This window comes from Kribbella sp. NPDC006257 (genome assembly GCF_040613535.1).
GTDB lineage: Bacteria > Actinomycetota > Actinomycetes > Propionibacteriales > Kribbellaceae > Kribbella.
The window spans coordinates 86665-108199 of sequence record NZ_JBEXSJ010000001.1; the positions used below are offsets into that span (position 1 = coordinate 86665).

A 21535-nucleotide genomic window follows, 5' to 3' on the forward strand; every position below is an offset into this window, starting at 1 on the left:
GTGAAACGCTGCATGATCAGCTCAGGCGTTCGCGGAGCCAGTCCAGATGGTTCAGAGCTGACTCCCGCTGCCAGGCGCGAACAGTAGGCAGCCCAGGTGGCGAGGGCTGAGCACTGCCCCACCAGAGTCCGCCGGCGATCCCAGCGAGGAACCCGGTGATGCCCTCGTCGCCAGGCAGCTCAGGTAGTTCCACAGAGCCACGCATGTCCGCGTGCAGAATCACCGTGTCGGCCCAGGGCGCAGCTAGCGCCGCATGCGCCCAGTCGATGAACACGACCCGCGTCTCGGTCAACAGGATGTTGTCCGCCCGCAGATCCCAGTGCGCCAGCCCATCACCCTTCGCCAGCGCGCCCAGCCCGGTCCGCGCGAGCTCCGCGAACTCCTGCTCCCGCCCAGCCATCCAGTCCGGTACTGCGAGGTTGTCGGCGATCACGTTCTCCCACCGACTCAGAAATGCCTCGCTCCGTACTGCGGCGACCGGTGCCTCCGGCCACGGGGAGGGCTGCAGTGCCTCGGTGAGCTCCGCCAACCCGTCCAGCACGCGGGCCGCGTCGTGCGGGTGCCACGGATGCGGCGGTAGGTAGCCCTCGATGTCCTCGAGCAACAGCGCCACCCAGTCGCCGTCGTCGTACACGTCGTACAGGAAAGGGGTATGCGGCAACGAGTGGGCGGCGAGGCCCTGCATCGCGGCGATCTCGTTGCGGAACAGCGTCGGGGAGTCCGGGTTGAGCGACGACCCGACCGCCTTGACGAAGGCCCGCCGGCCGGAGGACGTCATCAGCCGCGCCGCCACACCGGGCGAGAAGCCGCCCTGCTGCGTGGCAGCCGACACCACCGACGACCCCAGCGAGCGGTCAACCCACGCCCGCAGCACGGCAGGCAACTGCTCGAACGGCAACCGAACCCCAGCAGCATGCCCCATACCTCAAGAGGGTAGACGGCACCAGCCGCCCCCGCAGGCAATTCCACCGGCCGGACCCGTCGAAGGGCCCGGCCGGTGGAAGCCGTCAGGGGGAGCCGAGGGACGGACCGGCCGGCCCGTTGCGCCGCAATCCGTCGGAGATGCGTTCACAAATACCGCTGATCACGTCACATCGCAGGGTGACGACCCGGTCGTTGCCGATCCCCCCGCGACTGAGGACGTGGGTCTGGTCGTCCCAGAGCATCGAGTAGTCGGCCCCGACCAGCAGCGGCGAGGCATGCAGCCGCGTCCTCGCACCGGTGTCGACCAGATAGGCCTCGGTGGTGTCGCCCTCGGTCAGCAGCACCTTGCCGTCCGGCGACAGGGAGCCCTTGCCGCTTCCACACTTCTGTTGCAGCGTGCGGAGCCGATGCGACTCATCGAGGACGACAACCCGCACGCAGTTGTCGGCGCCGTTGCTCACCTGGTCGCTGAGCAGCATCCGGTCAGTACCCCGGTACGCCGTGAGCCGGTGCTTCAAGGTGTCGATCGGGACGGGATCCGAGCCGGGGTTCCACAGACTCGTCCGGGTGGCTTCTCTGGCCGGCTCGAACCAGATCCCAGCCGGGTTCCAGCCGACCACCTCGGTCTTCGGGTCGGTCGGGTAGGACGCAGCTTCCTTGCCGGTGGCCACTTCCACCACCCGGATCCGGGCGGTGCCGTTCTTGGCCGGACTGACGTAGACCAGTTCGGTGCCGTCCGGTGACAGGAACATCCCGTCGCCGGTCAGTTGCCCGAACGAGGTGAACTCGCCCGAGGTGCTGAGCCGGCCGATCTCCGCTTTCGTGTAGTCGGCCACACCGCCCCGGAGAACGACCCACCCGCAGGCGGTCCGGCCGATGGTGGAATACCGCAAGCCGTTCTCCAACGGCACTCTGACGCCGAGATCTTCCAGGTACCCGCCGCCGGACTTGGCATCCTTGGCCATCGTGAACGGCACCTTGGGGGCCGAGCCGAATGGCATCTCGTTCAGGTTCTCGAAGTCGGGCTTGACGTTCTGCTGCTGAATCTTCAGCAGTTGAACGGCCGGTGGTGCCGGGCAGATGCCGCCGGTGACCTGGCCCTTGTCGTCGTTGTGGCTGATCAGCACCGGCACTGCGACCGCTGCCAGCACGGCAGCAGCGGCCAGGGCGGCGATCAGGAGAGGGCGGCGTCGGGGAGTCGGCGAAAGGACCGGCGGTGGTTCGGCGGTGTCGGGGACGGTTCGGGCTGCGGCGTCCAGGGCTTCGGTGAGCTTCTGTTCCAGGTTCATCGGTCCTCCTCCTGCAGCTTGGTGCCGAGGCTTCGGAGCGCTCGGGAGGCGGTGGAACGTACGGAGACCTCGGAGATGCCGAGGGTCTGGGCGATATCGACGTCGGACAGGTGCAGGTAGAACCGCATCACCAGCACCTCACGCCGCCTGGTCGGGAGGGTGGCGAGCGCGGCCAGGACCGAGCGGCGTTCCTCGCCGAGCAACGCCTGCGATTCGGCCGACCACACCGGTGGGTCGGAAGGCGGGCGATGCAGCAGGGTCAGCTTGCGGCGCCGTAGTACGGATCGACTGGTGTTCAGTACTGCGGAACGCAGGTACGCCTCGATCCGGGTGTGGTCCTTCACCTTGTCCCAGCGCCGGTAGACGGCCGTGAACGCCTCCTGGGTAGCGTCCTCGGCCGACGGCCGGTCGCCCAGCATCAGCAGGGCGAGGCGGACCATCGGTGCCCATTGCTCCTGGTAGAGCCGGGTGATCGCGTCCTCACGGTCCGCGACGGCCGTCGGCGGAGCACCCGACCGGCTCAGGCTCAGCATCATGTTCGTCACACTAGGGAGACAGCGGTCCAGACCATTTGTTGCACGGGAGGAAGCAACGATGCGGAAAGGACTGGCGTGTCATGGGATGATTGACAGGTTGTCCGTGTCACTCCTGAGATGAACTGGATCCCCTCCGTGCCCGTTGGCCCCACGACCGTGCCCCAGCCGGGTCGTACCGACCCGTCGCTGATCCGGAACTTCTGCATCATCGCCCACATCGACCACGGCAAGTCGACGCTGGCCGACCGGATGCTGCAGATCACCGGGGTGGTCGACGGACGCCAGATGCGCGCGCAGTACCTGGACCGGATGGACATCGAGCGTGAGCGCGGCATCACGATCAAGTCGCAGGCGGTCCGGCTGCCGTTCGCGCCGAAGCCGGACACCCCGGGCGGCCTGCTGGCGCCCGACGGTACGACGTACATCCTGAACATGATCGACACCCCCGGCCACGTGGACTTCACCTATGAGGTGTCCCGGTCGCTGGAGGCCTGCGAAGGCGCGGTGCTGCTGGTCGACGCGGCGCAGGGGATCGAGGCGCAGACGCTGGCCAACCTCTACCTGGCGCTGAACGCGGACCTGCACATCATCCCGGTGCTGAACAAGATCGACCTGCCGGGCGCGATGCCGGACAAGTACGCCGCGGAGCTCGCGCACATCATCGGCTGCCGGCCGGACGACGTACTGCGGGTTTCCGCGAAGACCGGCGAGGGTGTCGAGGAGCTGCTGAGCGAGATCGTCGCCCAGATCGGGCCGCCGAAGGGTGTCAAGGACGCCCCGCCGCGCGCGCTGATCTTCGACTCGGTCTACGACACCTACCGCGGCGTGGTCACCTACGTCCGGGTGGTCGACGGCGAGCTGACCCACCGGGACCGGATCAAGATGATGTCCACCGGCGCCGTGCACGAGATGCTCGAGGTCGGCGTCATCTCACCCGAGCCGATGAAGTCCAAGAGCATCGGCGTCGGCGAGGTCGGCTACCTGATCACCGGCGTGAAGGACGTCCGTCAGTCCCGGGTCGGTGACACCGTCACTGCCGCGATCCACGGCGCGACCGAAGCCCTCGGCGGCTACAAGCACCCGCAGCCGATGGTGTACTCGGGCCTGTTCCCGATCGACGGCGACGACTACCCGACGCTGCGCGACGCGCTGGAGAGGCTGCAGCTGAACGACGCGGCCCTGCAGTACGAGCCGGAGAGCTCGGGCGCGCTCGGCTTCGGGTTCCGCTGCGGCTTCCTCGGCCTGCTGCACATGGAGATCGTCCGCGAGCGGCTCGAGCGCGAGTTCGACCTGGACCTGATCTCGACCGCGCCGAACGTGGTCTACCGGGTCGAGATGGAGGACGGCAAGGAGCACGTCGTCACCAACCCGAGCGAGTTCCCCGAGGGCAAGATCGCCGACATCTACGAGCCGGTGGTGCGGGCGACGATCCTCAGCCCGAAGGATTACATCGGCGTCATCATGGAGCTCTGCCAGACCAAGCGGGGCAACCTGAACGGGATGGAGTACCTGTCCGAGGACCGGGTCGAGCTGCGCTACACGCTGCCGCTGGCCGAGATCGTCTTCGACTTCTTCGACCAGCTGAAGTCGAAGACGAAGGGCTACGCCTCGCTCGACTACGAGCCGACCGGCGAACAGTCCGCGGCGCTGGTCAAGGTGGACATCCTGCTGCAGGGCGAGACGGTCGACGCGTTCTCCGCGATCGTGCACCGCGACAACGCCTACTCGTACGGCGTCTCGCTGGCCGGCAAGCTGAAGGAACTGATTCCCCGGCAGCAGTTCGAGGTGCCGATCCAGGCCGCGATCGGGTCCCGGATCATCGCCCGGGAGTCGATCCGGGCGATCCGCAAGGACGTCCTCGCGAAGTGCTACGGCGGTGACATCACCCGTAAGCGCAAGCTGCTGGAGAAGCAGAAAGAGGGCAAGAAGCGGATGAAGATGGTGGGCCGGGTCGAGGTCCCGCAGGAAGCCTTCATCGCCGCGCTGAAGACGAACGAGCCCTCGGAGAAGGCCAAGAAGTAGTGCCGGTCGAGATTCCCGCGGAGTTCCTCGAGGTCGCTTCGCGCGGCCCGGACTGGGCTGCGTGGCTCGACCGGTTGCCGCGGCTGACGCGCGACCTGCTGGACGAGTGGAACCTGCGGGTCGACGGCAGCGCGCAGTACGGGAACTGTGCGTTGGTCGTTCCGGTCCGTACGCCGGACGGCGCGGCCGCGATGCTCAAGGTGCAGTTCCCGCACTGGGAGGCCGAGACCGAGCATCTCGCGCTCCGGATCTGGGACGGCAACGGCGCGATCCGGCTGCTGCGGGCGGATCCGCGCCGGTTCGCCCTGCTGCTCGAGCGTGCGCAGCCACGGGACCTGACCACGGTCGACGAGATCGAGGCCTGCGAGATCGTTGCCGCCAGCTACAAACGGCTGCATGTGCCGGCCGGACCGCAGTTCAAACTGCTCTCCACCGAGGTCGAACGCTGGTCGGACGAGCTGTTGGCACTACCCGCCTCGGCGCCGGTCCCACGCCGGTACGTCGAGCAGGCTGCCGCGCTGGCCCGCGATTTCGCGGCGGACCCGGCCTGTGACGGCACCTTGATCCACACCGACCTGCACTTCGAGAACGTCCTCGCGGCCGAGCGTGAACCCTGGCTCGTCATCGACCCCAAACCGCTGTCCGGCGACCCGCACTACGAGGTCGCCCCGCTGATCTGGAACCGCTGGGACGAACTGGCCGCCGCCCGCGACCTCCGCTTCGCCCTGCGCCGCCGCTTCTACGCGATCATCGACACCGCCGGCCTCGACGAGGACCGCGCCCGCGACTGGATCATCGTCCGCCAGCTCCTCAACGTCCTCTGGACCCTGAAGGACGCCGGCGCCGACGCCACCCTCCCGCAGGACTGGCTCACCCGCAACATCACCATCGCCAAGGCAATCCAGGACTGAAAAACGCGGTGACACCTGACCTGCCGGCGGGAGAGGATGCAGGTATGCGGCTGCTGACGGTGAATGTGGTGGAGGAGTTGATTCCGGGGCCCAAGGACACCGGGTTGACGGCGATCGACAAGCGGCCGCAGGACGGGCGGGTGCCGGTGGGGGAGCTGGGGCTGCGCGGGGACTCGGTCTGCGACACCAAGAACCACGGTGGGCCGGATCAGGCGCTCTACGCGTACGCCGTGGAGGACTCCGCCTGGTGGGCCGGGCAGCTGGGGCGGGAGATTCCGCCGGGGTTGTTCGGGGAGAACCTGGTGACCGAGGGGCTCGACATCACCAATGCGCTGATCGGTGAGGTGTGGCGGCTCGGTGCCGAGGTCGAGGTGATGGTCCGGGCGCCGAGGATCCCGTGCGTGACGTTCCAGCACCGGATGGAGATTCGTGGCTGGATCAAGCGGTTCCACCAGGAGGGGCGTCCGGGGGCTTATCTGAAGGTGCTGAAGACCGGCTCCCTCGGCGCGGGCGACGCGATCGAGATCGTGCACCGGCCGGAGCACGAGGTGACCGTCGGCGTGATGTTCGCCGCCCAGGACTCGGCCAAGATGAAGACGATGCTCGCCGCCGACGTGGACCTCGTCGGCGAACTCCGCGAGCAGGCCGAGCGCATCGCCGCGCGGGCATGAAGGGCCTGATCCCCGAGCCAGGACCGCTGCGCCCGCTGGCTTTGGCGACCCTGCTGAGCCGGGTCGGCAACGGGTTGCTGATGACCGTCAGCGTGCTCTACTTCAATCGGATCGTCGGGCTGTCGATCGCGCAGATCGGGCTCGGGCTGACCGTCGCCGGGCTGTTCGGCCTGCTGGCCGGCGTACCGGTCGGGCATCTTGCCGACCGGCGTGGACCGCGAACGTTGTTCGTGGTCCTGAGCGCCACCGTGGCCGCCTTGTCTCTGCTCTACCTCCTGGTCGACACGTTCTGGCAGTTCCTGCTCGTCGCTACCGTGATCACCATCCTGGACCGCGGTGCGGGAGCGGTCCGTGGTGCGCTGATCGCGGCCGTCACCCAGGGCGCCGGACGGGTCGCCGCCCGCGCCTACCTGCGCGCGGTGACGAACATCGGCATCATGGCCGGCGCCGGAATCGCCACCCTCGCTCTCCACTTCGACACCGCCGCCGCCTATCGGACGATGTTCGTGGTGGACTCCGCGCTGACCATCGGATCGGCCTTCGTCATCCTGGCCGTACCGCGGGTCGCACCCCAGCCGAAGGGTGACGACGGGCCGGTCTGGATCGCGTTGCGGGATCGTGGCTACCTGGCGGTCGCGGCCCTCAATGCGGGGATGTCGATCCACTTCGCGGTGCTGGACGTCGCGATCCCGCTCTGGGTGGTCGACCACACCGAGGCGCCGCGCTGGACGATCGCACTGCTGCTGGTCATCAACACAGCGGTGGTGTCGCTCTTCCAGGTCAGGTCCAGCCGGGGGATCGCCGATCCCGCCAGTGCCGCCCGCGCGACCAGGACGGCCGGATTCCTGCTGTTCGCCGGGATGGCCTTGTTCGCCGCCGCATCCGGTGGCGGCGTGGTGGTGGCAGTTGTCCTGCTGGCACTCGGTGCGTTGGTCCAGGTGATCGGCGAGCTGCTGCAGTCGTCCGGCTCGTTCCTGCTGAGCTTCGACCTTGCCGCCGACCAGGCCCAAGGCCAGTACCAGGGCCTCTGGGGCACCAGCATGTCGATCAGCACGATGGTCGCGCCGACCGTACTCGCGCTGCTGCCCCTCGGTCTCGGTGTGCCGGGCTGGATCATCCTGGGTCTCTGGTTCGCCGTGATCGGCGTACTGACCGTGCCGGTCGTGCGCTGGGCCGCCGCCCGTCGTACCGAGGCGACGGCCCAGCTCGTCTAGCCCACCGTCAACTTGTCGACGTTGGGACCTCCGTCGGCAGACGTCGCGGTCGCCTTGATCTTGTTGCTGCCAGCAACGAGGTTGACGCGCACCGTCTTGGTTTGCCAGGTGTCCCAGTTTCCGGTACCTGGGAAGGTCAAGCCGGAGGACACCACGGTGCCGTTGAGAGCGATGTTCATCGGACGCGAGGTGGTCGTCCCGTTGGCATACCGCAGTACGACGTCCGCGGGGCCGGCGGTTGCCGCGTTGACCGTCCACTCGACGGCTGAGCCGACCGCGTTGTCGTAGTTCACGAATCCGCGTCCGGTGAAGCCCGCGTGGTTGGACTCCACCACTCCAGCGGTGATCGAGGCATCTTCGGCCTCGTACACCGCGGGACCTGGTTGACCACTGTCCGGCACGGTGTTCCAGCCGGACACCCGCACCGAAGGCGTCGCGCCCTGCAGATCGGAGGTCCGGTACGTCGCCCGCAGTACGACGCTCTCACCCGGCCACAAGCTCACCGCGTTGTCGTTCCACTGCACCGGAAGCACCGGCTTGCCGCCCGCGCCGATGATGTGCGCGTCGATGAAGAACGCCGGGATCTTGCTGGTCGTGGTGTTCTTCAACGTGACCGTGGTGGTTGTGTCGGAGCCCGATGTCGTTGAGCTGAACGTGGACGAAACCGGCACCTGCGCCAGTGACGACAACCCCTTCAGATCGGCGTAGCTGGTGGTCGGCGTGTAGTACCAGTCGGTGTTGTTCCAGTCGATGGTGTCCGCCTTGGTGGAGAGCCAGTAGACGTTGCGGCTCACCTCGGCACCGGACGAGTTCGTCAGCACGAGCTTCGCCAGGTACGTCGTCGACAGTCCACTCACCGCAGGGATGGTGAGCGCGGTCGTCTTGCCACCATCGCCCGGCACCGACACCGACGCCGACTCGTTGAACTTCTCCGTGCCATCGGTGTTGTAGAGCTTGACCGAAGCGGTCAGCCCTGACGCCGTCGCATGCGAAGGTTGATCACGGCAACGGACTTGGTGTCGTAGGAGTACTGGATGTGCAGCGGCTCGTTGGCCTTCTTCGCGCCGTAGTACGCGCCGTTCTGGTCCAGGTACGTGTCGAACAGTTGCCAATGCAGTGAGGTCCAGCCGCTGTTCAGCATCCAGTAGATCAGCCCGGTCGACGGATTCGACGAGTCGGTGAAGTTCCGGTTGTGCGACTCGAATTCCGCGCGCACATTCTCGTACTGCGCCAGCTGGGCCTTCTTCACGTAGTCGGTCAGGCCGGTCGGAGCGCCGTACCGGCCGGTCAGCGCGTTCCCGAACAGCTTCAGGTTGCCGAACGTCGACGAGGACGACCGGTGGTACTGGGTGGCGCTCGGGTTCTGCCAGAGCACGTCGAGTTCGGCCGGGGTCAGCATCCGTCGCAGGGTGTCGATCGTCGGGATGTCCGGGCCTGCCGACGTCTCGGAGTTGAAGCCCCACGCGCCGCCGGAGTCGCCGTGCGCCTTGTCGTACCAGTAGTTCGGCGGGATCCAGTCGTACGGCCCGTTCATCTTCATCCCGGAGCTGCCGAGCTGCGGTGACGACTTCGCCGACGCGGCCGGGATGACCGGGGTCTGCCAGTCGGCGGCGGTGAGCGCGTCCAGGTAGTTCTTCTCGATCGTCGCGTTCGGCGCGAAATCACTGCCGATCAGGAAGGTCAGCACGCTCGGGTGGTTGCGTAGCCGTTCGGCCTCGGCGGTCATCGACGACTTGGCGGTGACGTAGTCCTCGGCGCTCCAGGTGTTGCCGTTCTCACCGCCGTTGACCTGGCCCTCCCACTTGTCGCAGCACTCCCAGCCGGGCATGGTCAGGATGCCGAGCTGGTCGGCCAGGTCGAAGAACTCGTCGGGTTCGATGTGCCCTTCGAGCCGGACGGTGTTGAGGCCCAGATCCCTGACGTACTTGAGCTTGTCGGCCGCGTACGTCGCGTTCCACCGCAGGAACAGGTCGGGAGACCAGCCGCCGCCCTTGACCAGGAAGGGCCGCCCGTTGATCGAGTACGCCCGCCCACCACTGCTGTTGAGCGGCGCCTTCACGTCCCGTACGCCGAAGCTCTCGTGCGCGCTGTCGGACGGCGTACCGGCTGTCGTGGCGGTCAGATCGAGTGCGTAGAGCGGCTGCCCGCCCATCCCGGCCGGCCACCAGACGTTCGGGTTTTCCAGCCCGACGACGGGGAACGTGACGGTCTTCTTCTCCTTGGCAGCAAGGGAAACAGTCTGACTGATCGGTACACCGGCGACGCTGCCCGCGACCGTGGTGGTGACGGCGCCGGTGGAGTCGTTGCGGACGTCGACCTTCGCCGTGAGGTTCACGTGGTTGAGCGACGGCAGCGTCAGGTTGGTGACGACATGGGCACCTCGGAGTGCCACCGGACCGCTTCGGCGTACGAGGACGTCGCGGACGATCCCCATGTTCTGGTCCGGCGGGGTCTGGGCCCAGTCGATCCAGCCCATCGTGAGGTCGTCGTTCGGGTTGTTCGGGTAGACCTTGAACGCGATCGCGTTGCTGCCGGCGTGGATCTGCGCGGTGATGTCGAGATCGTGCCGGGTGTACGCGCCGGCGGTCTGGGTCTTGTCGGCCACTCTCGTGCCGTTGACCCAGACGTCGGTGCGGGAGAGCACGCCGCTGAAGTCGAGGTAGGTGCGCTGGGTGGTGTCGGCGATCTGCAGGTCGGAGCGGTACCACCAGGGGACGGTGAACTGGTTCTTGTCGACGTTCTTCATGTTCGTGGAGAAGAACGGGTCGGGGTACTTGTTGTTCTGCAGCAGGCCGGCGAAGACGGTCGACCGGGACGAGACGGGCAGCCAGCCGGTCGTCGGGAAGCCGGGCTGGGTGACGGCCGCGTCGTTGGAGACCTGCGCAGAGGTCTGCAACAGGAAGCCGGGGATCGGGGTCGCCGAGGTGGACGCTGTGGTTGGTGAGGTGGGCTCGCGGGGTGGAGCGCCGCTGGCGGGCGCCGCCGCGCAGAGTGCTGCGGCGACGGCGGTGACGGTGAGCAGACGGACGGTGCGTTGCCGAAGTCTCATCGGCGGGCCTCCTGGGACACGGGGCGGTGGTGGGGCCACTGATGCGGGAAACTCGATGGTTAAGAAAGTTTCCTATTATTCAAAGGTGATGCTAGACCCCAGGAGGCGTGCTGACAACGGATCAGCTGGGTTCGCGGTAGCCGAGGGCGGCGGAGATCTTGCGGGCGGCCTCGATCGCGGCCGGGGCCATCAGGGCGACCTGGGCGATGGACTGCTCGAGCGAGAGCGTGGAGATGCTGACGGCGGCGATCGCGGTGGCGGTGTGGTCGTGGATGACCGCGGCGACGCAGCGGATGCCGGGCTCGTTCTCCTCGTCGTCCAGGGCGTAACCGCGCGACCTGACCTGCGCGAGATCGGCCTTCAGGGACGCGGCGGTCGTATGCGTCAACGGCGTACGGGCTGGTAGTCCTGTTCGCGTGACGAGAGCGTCGAGTGCTTCCTCGTCGCGCTCGGCCAGGAGTGCCTTGCCGATGCCGGTGCAGTGCAGCCAGAAGGCCTTGCCGACGCGCGAGGGCATCCGGTACGGCTTGGGTCCGTCGAGACGCGCGACGTAGATCGCCTCGTCGCCGTTGAGGAGTCCGACGTGCACTGTGCAACGGGTCTGCGCGACGAGGTCGGCGAGCACCGGGCGGGCGACCGTCGCCAGGTCGACGTTGGTCAGCGCGTGCCCGGCAAGCCGCAGGGCCTTCGGACCCGGGTGGTACAGGCCGTCCTCGGATTGCGCGACGAACTCGTGTTCCACCAGCGACGCCATGATCCGGTGCACGGTGGATTTGGCCAGCCCGGTGGCCGTCACCACGTCGGTGAACCGGGAATGCTCGAGGACGGCATCGAGCACCATCAGCGTCTTGTCGATGGCCGAGGGCGAACTCATGTCGCTCATCCTGTCACCTCTTATCTAGCCAGCCAGCCACCGTCGACGGCCAGCACATGCCCGTTGACATAGTCCGCCGACGCCGAGGCCAGGAAGACCGCCGCGCCGACCAGGTCCTCAGGCCGGCCCCAGCGCCCGGCCGGGATGCGGTCGCGGATGGCCGCTTCCCGCTCCGCATCGGCGCGCAGGTCGGTCGTGTTGTCGGTACTGATGTAGCCGGGAGCAATCGCATTCACCTGTACGCCGGACGCTCCCCACTCGTTCGCCAAGGCCTTCGTCAGACCCGCGACCGCGTGCTTGCTCGCCGTGTACGCCGGAACGTTGATGCCGCCCTGGAAGCTCAGCAGTGAGGCGATCGTGATGATCTTGCCGTCGCCGCGGGCCGCCATCGCGGCGCCGACCGGCCGGGTCACCGCCCAGGTCGAGTTCAGGTTCACGTCGATCACGTGCTGCCAATCGGACGCCGCCGTCTCGGCTGCCGGAGCCCGGCGGATCGTGCCGGCGTTGTTGACCAGGATGTCGACCTGACGTTCGCGGACCAGCTCGGTCGCCACTGCTTCGACCTGGCTCGGGTCGGCGAAGTCGGCGGTGATCACGGTCGCCTCGCCTCCGCCGTTGAGCTTGATGGCTTCCAGGGTGTCCTCGAGGGCCGCGTCCCGGGCCAGCAGGATCAGGTCGGCTCCCGCTGCGGCGTACCCGGCGGCGATGGCGGCGCCGATTCCCCGTCTGGCGCCGGTCACCAGAGCGGTTCGTCCTTGCAGGGAAAACGTCACCGAAGGTCCTGCACGGCGACACCGTCCATGTCCGCGAACGCCTGGTTCTCGCCGGCCATCGCCCAGACGAAGCTGTACGCCGAGGTGCCGACGCCCGAGTGGATCGACCAGCTGGGGGAGATCACCGCCTGGCGATCGGCGACCACGAGGTGCCGGGTCTCGTCGGGTTCGCCCAGCAGGTGCACGATCCGGTCGGCCTCCGGCAGGCCGAAGTACAGGTAGCACTCGGTCCGCCGGTCGTGGGTGTGCGCGGGCATGGTGTTCCAGGTGCTGCCGGAGTGCAGCGTGGTGACGCCGAGCACGATCTGGCAGCTCTGTACGCCGTCCGCGTGGATGTACTGGTCGATGGTCCGCCGGTTCGCGGTCTGCTGGTCGCCGAGTTCGAGCCGGTTGCCCTCGCCGGGCTGGATCAGCGTGGTCGGGTAGCTGGTGTGCGCTGCGGCGGAGAACACGTAGAACGCGGCGTCGGTGCCCTCGAAGACGACGTCGCGCGCGCCGCGTCCGGCGTACAGGCAGGCTCCGGTCGTCAGCTCGAACTTGGTGCCGTCGACGGCGACCGTGCCGGGGCCGCCGACGTTGACGATGCCGGCCTCGCGGCGTTCGAGGAAGAACTCGCTGCGCAGCTCAGGCCAGGTCGGCAGGGCGAGTGGGCCGCTGACCGGGCGGGCGCCGGCGAGCACGATCCGGTCGTGGTGGGTAAGCACCGCGGTGACCGAGTCGGGGGTGAACAGGTCGTCGACCAGGTAGGTCTCGCGGAGCGCCGCGGTGTCGAACGTGCGCACCTGGTCGGGGTGGGTGGCGTGCCGGACCTGGAGTGGCTGCTGAGCTTGGTTCACAGAACAAGGTTCTATTTCACGGAACATCCTGTCAAACGTGGACCGTGTCATGGGCTCAGTGATGTCGATTTTGGCTCGGCGGAGTTCCGCCTCTTGACTCGATGTTCTGTTGGGTGGAACCTTCCAGGCACACCCGCCCGCCCCTGGAGGAATCACATGACAGCCCTCGACTGGACGGTCCTGGCCGGCTACTTCGTGCTGATGGTGCTGATCGGAGTCTGGTCCCGCAGCAAGATCAAGAACGTCGTCGACTACTTCACCACCGGCGGCCGGATCCCCTGGTGGTTGTCCGGGATCTCGCACCACATGTCCGGCTACAGCGCGGTCATGTTCGTCGCCTTCGCCGCGGTCGCCTACACCTACGGCATCACGGTGTATGTGTGGTGGGCGATGTCGATCGGCGTGGGGGTCGGGATCGGCGCGTTCGTGTTCGCCGCGAGGTGGAACCGGCTGCGCTCGAAACACGGCGTCGTATCGCCGCTGGAGTATCTGGCTCGCCGGTACAACCTGCCCACACAGCAGGTCCTTGCGTACTCCGGTGCGCTGCTGAAGGTGGTCGACATCGCCGCGAAGTGGGTCGCGATCGCCGTTCTGCTGAACGGTTTCACCGGCGTACCGATGCGGTGGGGGATCCTGCTCACCGGTGTCGTCACGATGCTCTACGCGACGCTGGGTGGACTGTGGGCCGACGTACTGACCGACTTCGGGCAGTTCATCATCCAGGCTGCGGCCGGCATCGCGATGTTCGTGGGTGTGCTCTCGCACCTGGACGGATCCCGACATTGTGGAAGATGTGGGACCAGCTGCCTGCTGGGCATGGGTCCGCGCTGAACGGGCCTTACACACCGATCTTCTTGATCGCGTTCTTGTTCATCAAGACCTTCGAGTACAACGGCGGGATGTGGAACCTGGCGCAGCGCTACATGGCGGCGCCGTCGGGTTCCGAGGCGAAGCGGTCCGCGTTGCTGTCGTCGGCCTTGTGGCTGGTCTGGCCGCTGGTCCTGTTCATCCCGATGTGCGCGGCGCCGTTGCTGGTGCCCGGTTTGGCCAAGCCTGAGCAGTCGTACGTCGCGATGTCGCAACTACTGCTGCCGAGTGGGTTGATCGGGCTCGTGCTCGCCGGGTTCTTCTCGCACACGATGGCGATGGTCGCGTCGGACGCGAATGCGATCTCGTCGGTGATCACTCGCGACCTCGGTCCGGTGCTGGTGCCTAAGCTGCGTTCTTTGAGCGACGCGGGCCTGTTGAAGTTCGCCCGCTACACCACCTTCATCTTCGTCACGGTGAGCATGCTGATCGCGATCATCACCAACGGTCAGGGCGTGGTCCTGAAGATCGTCGTCGACCTGGTGGCCGCGACGATGGGACCGATCGCGATCCCGTTGATGCTCGGGCTGCTGCCGTGGTTCCGGCGGAGCGGGTCGCGGGCCGCGATCGCTTCCTGGGCGATCGGGCTGATCGTCTGGACGGTCGTGAAGTGGGGCATCGGGTCGACCGACACCACGCTGGTCGTCGCGTTGCCGTTGGCAACCTCTCTCGTCGTCTATGTCGGCATGGGGTGGTTGTTGCCGGAGCGCCGGGAGTCGGTGGACGAGCTGCTCGACTCGCTGAACACCGATCCGGTGCCCGCCAGGCGGACCGCCGCTGTCAGCTGATCGAGTTTCTGGAACAATGTTCCGCTAGGTAGAACCTCCGCCCGTTGATCTTTCCCTTCTTTGTTTGAGGAGACTTCAGATATGCCGAACATCACCGTTGAACTGCTCTCCGGCCGCACGCTCGATCAGCGCCGCGAATTCGTTGCCGCGGTCACCGACTCCGCCATCGCCATCCTCGGCGCCAAGCGCGAAGCGGTCCGCATCGTCTTCCAGGAGATCGAGAAGTCCGACGTCGCCAACGGCGGAGTTCTGGTCTCCGACTCCTGACCGAACTCCCGCCCGCGGGCCGTGCCTCTGGCGGCGCGACCCGCGGGCGGGCTCCCGCACCTTGCCGCGGCGGGAAGCGGCGTACGCAGTACGAGCTAGTTGTTGAATGCTGCGGCGACGGACTGTTGTGCGACCGTCGCGAGTTGGTCTTCTCTGAGACCGACCTCCGTGATCGCTGTCCGGTGCTCTTGCGAGAGCCGTACGTTGCTGACTCTGGGGTTGTCGGTGTTGAGCGAGACCGGAACGCCAGCCTTGAGTAGCTGATGGATCTGGTGGTTCGCGTAGCTGGGCGCAGCGCCGGTCTGGGTGTTGCTGGTGAGGGAGACCTCCAGCGTGATGTCGTGCGCGGCCAGGTGCTCCATCAGGCGCGCATCCTCAGCAGCCCGTACGCCGTGGCCGATGCGCTCGGCGCCGAGATGGTTCACGGCATCCCAGACGCTCCCGGGCCCAGCCGCCTCACCCGCATGGATCGTCACGTGCAACCCGGCATCGCGTGCTCTTGCGAATGCTTCTTCGAACAACTGCGCCGGGAAATTGGCCTCGTCGCCGGCCAGATCGACCGCACAGAAGGATTCTTTGCGCGAAAGCAGCGTGCTCATCTGCTGCTCAGCCGACTCGGCCCCGAGGTGCCGCACCACGATCCCGATCAATCCGACCGGCAACTCACGCTTCTTCGAGCGCTCTGCAACCGCATCCGCCACCGCATCGATCACAGCCTCGGCCGCGAGCCCGGTCTCATGCGCGATGATCCCCGGGCAGTACCGCAACTCCAGACAATCGAGCCCGTCGTCGAAGGCATCATCAATCGCCTCCCCAGCCGCCCGATGCCAGTCGTCCAGCTCAGCCAGCACCCCGATCGCGATATCGACCTTGTCGAGATACGGCAACAACCCGGTCTTCTCCTGGGCCGCCACCAACGCAGTACGGGGCGCCGGTCTCTTGGCCAGCTCGTGTCCGGTGCGCTCGGCAATATCGAGCACGGTGCTGGTGCGGATGGATCCTTCGAGGTGGCGGTGCAGATCGACGAGCGGCAGGCGAGCAGTCATGGTGGATTTCCTTCACAGCTGATGACGAACAGAGGACGCCTGAGAAACCCGGGGGTCCTACTGGTACAGATCGCTGCGATACGAGTGGTCACCGAAGATCACCGCACGACGCACGGCGCTCCTCTTCACCTCACTCACCATGCCTGCAGACTACCAACGGCTCCTCCCCGCGCACCGAGGGCTTCCGGCAGTCAGGTCGTGGGTGGCACCGGATGGTGGACTGCGGCTGAGTGGGGTGGCGCGCTCGCCTAGGCTTTGGGGTATGCGAGTAGGAGTGTTCGGGGCTACAGGGCAAGTTGGCGGCGTGATGCGGGACCTGCTGATCGAGCGGAAGTTCCCGGTCGACGAGATCCGGTACTTCGCGTCGGCGCGGTCCGCCGGGAGTCAGTTGCCGTTCGGGGACGTCAAGATCACCGTCGAGGACTCGGCGACGGCGGACTTCTCCGGGCTGGACCTGGCGCTGTTCTCCAACGGGAAGACGGCTTCGAAGGAGTTTGCGCCGAAGGTCGCCGCGGCGGGAGCCGTCGTGGTGGACAACTCGTCCGGCTGGCGGATGGATCCCGACGTGCCGCTGGTCGTTGCCGAGGTCAACCCTGGCGATCTCGACCACCTCCCCAAGGGCATCGTCGCGAACCCGAACTGCACCACGATGGCCGCGATGCCGGTACTCGCCCCGCTGCACCGCGAGGCGCGGCTGACCCGGTTGATCGTCTCCACCTACCAGGCCGTCTCCGGCTCGGGCGGCGTCGGCGTCCGCGAGCTCGAGGACCAAACGAACGCGCTCGCTCAAGGCTCCGGCCGACTCGCTCGGGGCGCGGAGGGCATCGAATTGCCGCAGCCGCAGGTGTACGCCGGACCGATCGCGTTCAACGTGCTCCCGCTGGCCGGCTCGATCGTCGCCGACGGCACCGGTGAGACCGACGAGGAGCAGAAGCTCCGCAACGAGAGCCGCAAGATCCTGCACATCCCGGATCTCCCGGTCGCCGGTACCTGCGTCCGGGTCCCGGTCTTCACCGGCCACTCGTTGAGCATCCACGCCGAGTTCGCCGACCCGATCACCCCTGAGCGCGCCACCGAACTCCTCGCCGCCGCCCCCGGCGTCGAGCTCGCGGACCTCCCGACACCACTCCTCGCCGCCGGCCAGGACCCGTCGTACGTAGGCCGCATCCGCCAGGACCAATCAGTCCCCGACGGCCGCGGCCTGGTCCTCTTCGTCTCCAACGACAACCTCCGCAAAGGCGCCGCCCTCAACGCAGTCCAGATCGCCGAACTCCTCCAGCAACGCTGAACCGCCAACACTCACCAAGCCCCCGCCTCACCCGCCCCCACGCTCAAACCCCGCCAAAGGCCGGCCAGAAACCTCGGAAGGTGAGTGTTGGCAGTCCGCGCAGGGGCTCACGACTTCCGGCGTCCGAACAGGCCGCGGCGTTCCGGCTTGACCTCGACGGCTGAGATCGGGGTGCCGGCGGCGAGGTTGGTGATCTGGGCGTGGATCTGCCCGGCGATGTTCACGCCGACCACGAAGTCCATCACCTGCAGGTTCCCGGGGTCGATCGGCCCTCCCAGCACCGGTGACTGAGTGAAGTCGAGGATCTCGTCAACACCCGGCGCCAGCCCGCGCTGCAGCGCCGCGTCGGCCAGGTCGATCAGCAGCTCCTGCTGAACTGCCGGACTGTCGAGGTCGGCCTGCAGGTGCTCGACATTGTTCCAGCGACGGGTGAGGCTGCCCGCGATCGGGTCGAGCAGCCAGAACCCGTCGTCAGAGCTGAGGAAGACGTGTCCGAAGAGGGTGGCTGTCACCGGCTCCTTGCCGGCCAGGTCCAGCCACCCCCATGATTCGAGCGCGCCCGCGTACTGCTCGGCGCTGAATCCCTTGATGAAGTCCATCCCCGCATACTGACCGGCAGACGGGTCAGCAGCGGTAAGAGTCCTTCACGTAAACGCCGTTGATCGCCGACAGGGTGTGGTCATAGCAGCCGCCGGTGCCAAAAGCGCGGTAGCGGACGGTTTGGTTGCTAGTGGCGTGGCGCTGGTCGCGCGGAACGTTGTAGATCCAGGACGCGCGGCCGCTGTAGGTCTCTTCCGTACTGCGGCCAGCGGTCCGGCTGCGATCGTAGATGTCCAGGTCGGTGATCACGTCGTAGCCGCCAGGGATTGTTGCGTTGGGCAAGAAGCTGAGGTACCCGGACTTGCCGTAGGTCAGGTCGGTGCGTTCGACTCGGGCCCCGCTGGACACGAGCGACAGGTCACGCCAAGAAGCGTCCAGAGTGTCCCGGGTTTCGCCCGCCTCCCACACGTGGTCCGACTTGTTCGACAACTGACGCTGCACCGTGGTGCGAACGCGGCCGGCCGACGTATCGACGTACCCGCTGATCTTCAAAGAACGCGACGCGGTCGTCTTCACCGAACCAGCTTCGCCACTCGACCCGGTGACGACGTCCGACTTGGTCAGCGGCGATACGGCGTACGAGGTCAATGCGCCTCGAGTCTGCTTGAGGAGGGGGTCGGTCCAGACATGCAGGTTGGGGACGGTGAACCAGCCGCTCTGCCCGGCCGCTACGCCGTCGACGTGGATGCGGAACTCGTGCGCCTTGCCGTCGGTGAGCAGTCCGGTGAACGGTGTCAGGTCGTAGTACAAGGGTTTGATGTCGAACGCATGAGGTGCAGGGGAGGGGCGCCAGGAGTACGGGTTCGACCAGCCGCCTGTGTAGATGTACGGGTAGGGCAGGGCGATGCCGGCGAGCTTGCCGTCGATCAGTACGTCGACCTCCCGGTACGGCGAACCGTCGGGGCACGAGTAGCCCGTCGACTCCGGTGCGGAGGTGTCCCAGAACTCCTCACAGCCACCGCCGGACCCAGTCACGTACACCTCGCCGACTAGGCGGGACGTGTTGCGCGGGAGCGTCGCAGTACCGACCAGGTCGGAGTCCTCGCGTCTCTGGTCCTGCAGGGGGAGCACCGCGTTCGCAGTACGGGCTGGTGGTGCGCCGTGCCCGGCCATGTAGAAGTCGAGGGTGACGACGATGTCCAGGACTCCTGTGTACGTGTCGTTCACCACATTGCCGAGCTCCATCACCACGGGCTGCGGTGTGCGCAGCAGGGGGCTGTAGGAGGTGAGGTCCTTCTCCACCTGCCAGCTGATGCCGTCCGTGCTCGGCTCCGGGGTGGACGTGCGGAAGACGCCGACGCCGCCGATCGTGATGTGGCCCAGGCGGTCGTACTGGACGCCCTTGACCGAGCCCTGCATCTTCAAAACGACCTTCGACCACGGGCCTTGGCAGGCGGCGGGAGGGGTGTACGTCGAGGTGTAGGGATCGAAGTTCTTGAAGCCGTTCCGGACGATTTCGACCGAGCAGTGCTTGGTGTCCGGTACCGCGACGGGCGGCGCCGGGGTCCGCGGATCGTCGTAGTCGGAGCCGAACTCCGAGGGTGGCGTCGGGGCCGGCGGCGCGGCGTACGCCGGAGGCAGCCAACCGAGGAGTAGGACGGATAGTGAGACGAGAGCCACAGACCGTGCGCGCATGTTGCGGAAACGTAATCGAGATGGTGCGGACCGGCAAGCGATGACCATGGTCACGGTTGCGCGCGGCCATTACTGTTCGGTTACTTGACCCCCGATGGAGGCCAGCCATGAAGCCCGTTGCCGACGGTCCTCAGCTCGCGTTGCTCAGCTCCCGCAAGGAGCACCTCGCCCAGATGTTCCTCGACCGCGTCGCCGCGCAGCCGAACCGGGAGGCGTTCCGCTATCCGGTCGGCGAGGAGTGGGCATCGGTCAGCTGGCAGCAGACCGACGAGCTCGTACGCCGGCGCGCGGCCGGGCTGATCGCGCTCGGGGTCCAGCCCGAGCAGCGCGTCGCCGTGGCCGGCAGTACCCGGCTCGAATGGGTCCAGTGCTACCTCGCGGCGATCCTGGCGGCCGCCGCGACCACCACGATCTACCCGACGACGATGGCGGCCGACGTCGCGTACATCGTGGCCGACGCCGAGGTCCAGATCGTCTTCGCGGAGGACGCCGGCCAGGTCGACAAGCTGCGCGAGCACAAGTCGGAGCTGCCGTCGCTGCACAAGGTGGTGCTGATCGACGGCTCGCCGGAGGAGCGGGACGGCGACTGGGTGATCAGCCTGGACGCCCTCGACGCCCTCGGCGGGCAGTACCTGGACGAGCACCCGTCAGTGGTCGATGAGCGGATCGCCGCCATCCGGCCGGAGCACCTCTGCACGCTGGTCTACACGTCGGGCACGACCGGGCGGCCGAAGGGTGTGCGGCTGCCGCACTCGGTCTGGACCTACGAAGGTGCCGCGGTGGAAGGGATCCGGGTGCTCAGCCCGGACGATCTCCAGCTGTTGTGGTTGCCCCTGTCCCACGTCTTCGGGCAGGTACTGCTCGCCGTCCAGTTCCAGATCGGTTTCGCGACGGCGATCGACGGCCGGGTGGACAAGATCGTGGCGAACGCTGCTGCAGTCCAGCCGACCTTCATGGCCGCCGCGCCCCGCGTCTTCGAGAAGGCGCACGGCCGGATCGTGACGATGATGGAGTCCGAGGGCGGGGTGAAGGCCAAGCTGTTCCACTGGGCCTTCGGGATCGGCTCGCAGGTATCGGCGTTGCGGCAGCAGGGCAAGGAGCCGTCCGGCGTACTCGCGGCGCAGTTCGCGGTCGCCGACAAGCTGGTCCTGTCGAAGATCCGCGACCGCTTCGGCGGGAAGATCCGGTTCTTCGTGTCGGGCTCTGCTGCGTTGGACAAGAAGCTCGCCGAGTGGTTCCACGCGGCCGGGCTGCTGATCCTGGAGGGCTACGGGCTGTCCGAGACGGCCGCTGGGGCAACCTTGAACCGGCCCGCGCAGTACCGGCTGGGCAGTGTCGGCCCGGTCTTCCCGGCAGCCGAGTTCAAGATCGCCGAGGACGGCGAGATCCTGATCCGCGGCCCGCTGGTGATGAGCGGCTACCACAACCTTCCCGACCAGACCGCCGAGGTGATCGACGCCGACGGCTGGTTCCACACTGGCGACATCGGCCACTTCGAGGACGAGTTCCTCTTCATCACCGACCGCAAGAAGGACCTCTTCAAGACCTCCGGCGGCAAGTACGTCGCCCCGCAGGTGATCGAGGGCCGCTTCAAGATGATCTGCCCCTACGCCAGCCAGTTCCTGGTCCACGGCAACCAGCGCAACTTCGTCTCCGCCCTGGTCACCCTCGACCCCGAAGCCATCGAAGGCTGGGCAGCCCAGAACGGCCTGGCCGGCAAGCCCTACTCGGAGATCGTCACCTCGGACGCCGCCCGCACCATGGTCCAGGGCTACGTCGACGAACTCAACGCCGGCCTCAACCGCTGGGAAACCGTCAAGAAGTTCACCATCCTCGACCGAGACCTCACCGTAGAATCCGGCGAAATGACCCCCAGCCTGAAGCTCAAGCGCAAACACGTAGAGACGACGTACGCCGACCTCCTGGACAAGATGTACGACTAGAA

20 protein-coding genes are annotated in these 21535 nt (G+C 67.0%); 9 read left to right on the top strand and 11 right to left on the bottom strand.

The window, feature by feature from the left end; all coding sequences use genetic code 11:
* Positions 1 to 16: 16 nt before the first annotated feature.
* The 3 genes from ABZ004_RS00440 to ABZ004_RS00450 form a co-directional block, all read right to left on the bottom strand.
* Positions 17 to 922, bottom strand: a complete 906-nt coding sequence (locus ABZ004_RS00440; RefSeq protein ID WP_355677592.1) for a hypothetical protein — start codon at positions 920 to 922, stop codon at positions 17 to 19.
* 85 nt (positions 923 to 1007) lie between these two features.
* On the bottom strand, positions 1008 to 2213 hold the full coding sequence (locus ABZ004_RS00445) for a hypothetical protein (RefSeq protein ID WP_355677593.1): 1206 nt from the start codon (positions 2211 to 2213) through the stop codon (positions 1008 to 1010).
* Positions 2210 to 2749: a SigE family RNA polymerase sigma factor gene (locus tag ABZ004_RS00450; protein WP_355677594.1), complete on the bottom strand. Its 540-nt coding sequence runs from the start codon at positions 2747 to 2749 to the stop codon at positions 2210 to 2212. The genes ABZ004_RS00445 and ABZ004_RS00450 overlap by 4 nt, the downstream gene beginning before the upstream one ends.
* A 117-nt stretch (positions 2750 to 2866) precedes the next feature.
* On the opposite strand from ABZ004_RS00450, the gene lepA reads away from it, so the two are divergent.
* Genes lepA through ABZ004_RS00470 form a run of 4 tightly spaced genes read left to right on the top strand, consistent with a single transcriptional unit; the run spans position 2867 to position 7567 of the window.
* Positions 2867 to 4771 carry a translation elongation factor 4 gene (lepA, locus tag ABZ004_RS00455; RefSeq protein WP_355677595.1) on the top strand — a complete coding sequence of 635 codons (1905 nt, stop codon included), beginning with the start codon at positions 2867 to 2869 and terminating at the stop codon, positions 4769 to 4771.
* Positions 4771 to 5682: an aminoglycoside phosphotransferase family protein gene (locus ABZ004_RS00460; protein WP_355677596.1), complete on the top strand. Its 912-nt coding sequence runs from the start codon at positions 4771 to 4773 to the stop codon at positions 5680 to 5682. Before lepA ends, ABZ004_RS00460 begins: the two co-directional genes overlap by 1 nt.
* A 44-nt stretch (positions 5683 to 5726) precedes the next feature.
* Positions 5727 to 6353: an MOSC domain-containing protein gene (locus ABZ004_RS00465; RefSeq protein WP_355677597.1), complete on the top strand. Its 627-nt coding sequence runs from the start codon at positions 5727 to 5729 to the stop codon at positions 6351 to 6353.
* A complete protein-coding gene (locus ABZ004_RS00470) occupies positions 6350 to 7567 on the top strand; it encodes an MFS transporter (protein WP_355677598.1) in 1218 nt (405 codons plus the stop codon). The genes ABZ004_RS00465 and ABZ004_RS00470 overlap by 4 nt, the downstream gene beginning before the upstream one ends.
* Here the strand turns inward: ABZ004_RS00470 and ABZ004_RS00475 are convergent.
* The 5 genes from ABZ004_RS00475 to kduI form a co-directional block, all read right to left on the bottom strand.
* Positions 7564 to 8424, bottom strand: a complete 861-nt coding sequence (locus ABZ004_RS00475) for a carbohydrate-binding protein (protein WP_355677599.1) — start codon at positions 8422 to 8424, stop codon at positions 7564 to 7566. The two genes, ABZ004_RS00470 and ABZ004_RS00475, sit on opposite strands and share 4 nt — an antisense overlap.
* A gap of 110 nt (positions 8425 to 8534) precedes the next feature.
* Complete coding sequence (locus ABZ004_RS00480; RefSeq protein ID WP_355677600.1) at positions 8535 to 10616, bottom strand: sugar-binding domain-containing protein; 2082 nt, start codon at positions 10614 to 10616, stop codon at positions 8535 to 8537.
* Positions 10617 to 10737: 121 nt separating this feature from the next.
* Positions 10738 to 11490 carry an IclR family transcriptional regulator gene (locus ABZ004_RS00485; protein ID WP_355677601.1) on the bottom strand — a complete coding sequence of 251 codons (753 nt, stop codon included), beginning with the start codon at positions 11488 to 11490 and terminating at the stop codon, positions 10738 to 10740.
* A gap of 20 nt (positions 11491 to 11510) precedes the next feature.
* On the bottom strand, positions 11511 to 12263 hold the full coding sequence (locus tag ABZ004_RS00490; protein ID WP_355677602.1) for an SDR family oxidoreductase: 753 nt from the start codon (positions 12261 to 12263) through the stop codon (positions 11511 to 11513).
* The gene (kduI, locus tag ABZ004_RS00495) at positions 12260 to 13099 is read right to left on the bottom strand and encodes a 5-dehydro-4-deoxy-D-glucuronate isomerase (protein ID WP_355677603.1); all 840 of its coding nucleotides are present in this window, start codon (positions 13097 to 13099) and stop codon (positions 12260 to 12262) included. Before kduI ends, ABZ004_RS00490 begins: the two co-directional genes overlap by 4 nt.
* Positions 13100 to 13255: 156 nt before the next feature.
* Between kduI and ABZ004_RS00500 the strand changes: the two genes are divergently transcribed.
* From ABZ004_RS00500 to ABZ004_RS00510, 3 genes are all read left to right on the top strand, one after another.
* Complete coding sequence (locus ABZ004_RS00500) at positions 13256 to 13930, top strand: hypothetical protein (protein ID WP_355677604.1); 675 nt, start codon at positions 13256 to 13258, stop codon at positions 13928 to 13930.
* Complete coding sequence (locus ABZ004_RS00505) at positions 13891 to 14754, top strand: hypothetical protein (RefSeq protein WP_355677605.1); 864 nt, start codon at positions 13891 to 13893, stop codon at positions 14752 to 14754. Before ABZ004_RS00500 ends, ABZ004_RS00505 begins: the two co-directional genes overlap by 40 nt.
* A gap of 81 nt (positions 14755 to 14835) precedes the next feature.
* On the top strand, positions 14836 to 15021 hold the full coding sequence (locus ABZ004_RS00510; RefSeq protein WP_132194310.1) for a tautomerase family protein: 186 nt from the start codon (positions 14836 to 14838) through the stop codon (positions 15019 to 15021).
* 95 nt (positions 15022 to 15116) lie between these two features.
* On the opposite strand, the gene add is transcribed toward ABZ004_RS00510, so the two are convergent.
* Entirely contained in the window at positions 15117 to 16067 is a 951-nt protein-coding gene (gene add, locus ABZ004_RS00515) for an adenosine deaminase (protein WP_355677606.1), read from the bottom strand.
* Between the two features lie 262 nt (positions 16068 to 16329).
* Between add and ABZ004_RS00520 the strand changes: the two genes are divergently transcribed.
* Positions 16330 to 17355, top strand: a complete 1026-nt coding sequence (locus ABZ004_RS00520; protein WP_355677607.1) for an aspartate-semialdehyde dehydrogenase — start codon at positions 16330 to 16332, stop codon at positions 17353 to 17355.
* Positions 17356 to 17462: 107 nt separating this feature from the next.
* Here ABZ004_RS00520 and ABZ004_RS00525 read toward each other — a convergent pair whose 3' ends face one another.
* Together ABZ004_RS00525 and ABZ004_RS00530 are read right to left on the bottom strand one after the other, a co-directional pair.
* On the bottom strand, positions 17463 to 17954 hold the full coding sequence (locus ABZ004_RS00525; protein ID WP_355677608.1) for a hypothetical protein: 492 nt from the start codon (positions 17952 to 17954) through the stop codon (positions 17463 to 17465).
* Between the two features lie 25 nt (positions 17955 to 17979).
* Entirely contained in the window at positions 17980 to 19590 is a 1611-nt protein-coding gene (locus ABZ004_RS00530; protein WP_355677609.1) for a peptide-N4-asparagine amidase, read from the bottom strand.
* Between the two features lie 107 nt (positions 19591 to 19697).
* On the opposite strand from ABZ004_RS00530, the gene ABZ004_RS00535 reads away from it, so the two are divergent.
* A complete protein-coding gene (locus tag ABZ004_RS00535; RefSeq protein WP_355677610.1) occupies positions 19698 to 21533 on the top strand; it encodes a long-chain fatty acid--CoA ligase in 1836 nt (611 codons plus the stop codon).
* Positions 21534 to 21535: the final 2 nt, after the last annotated feature.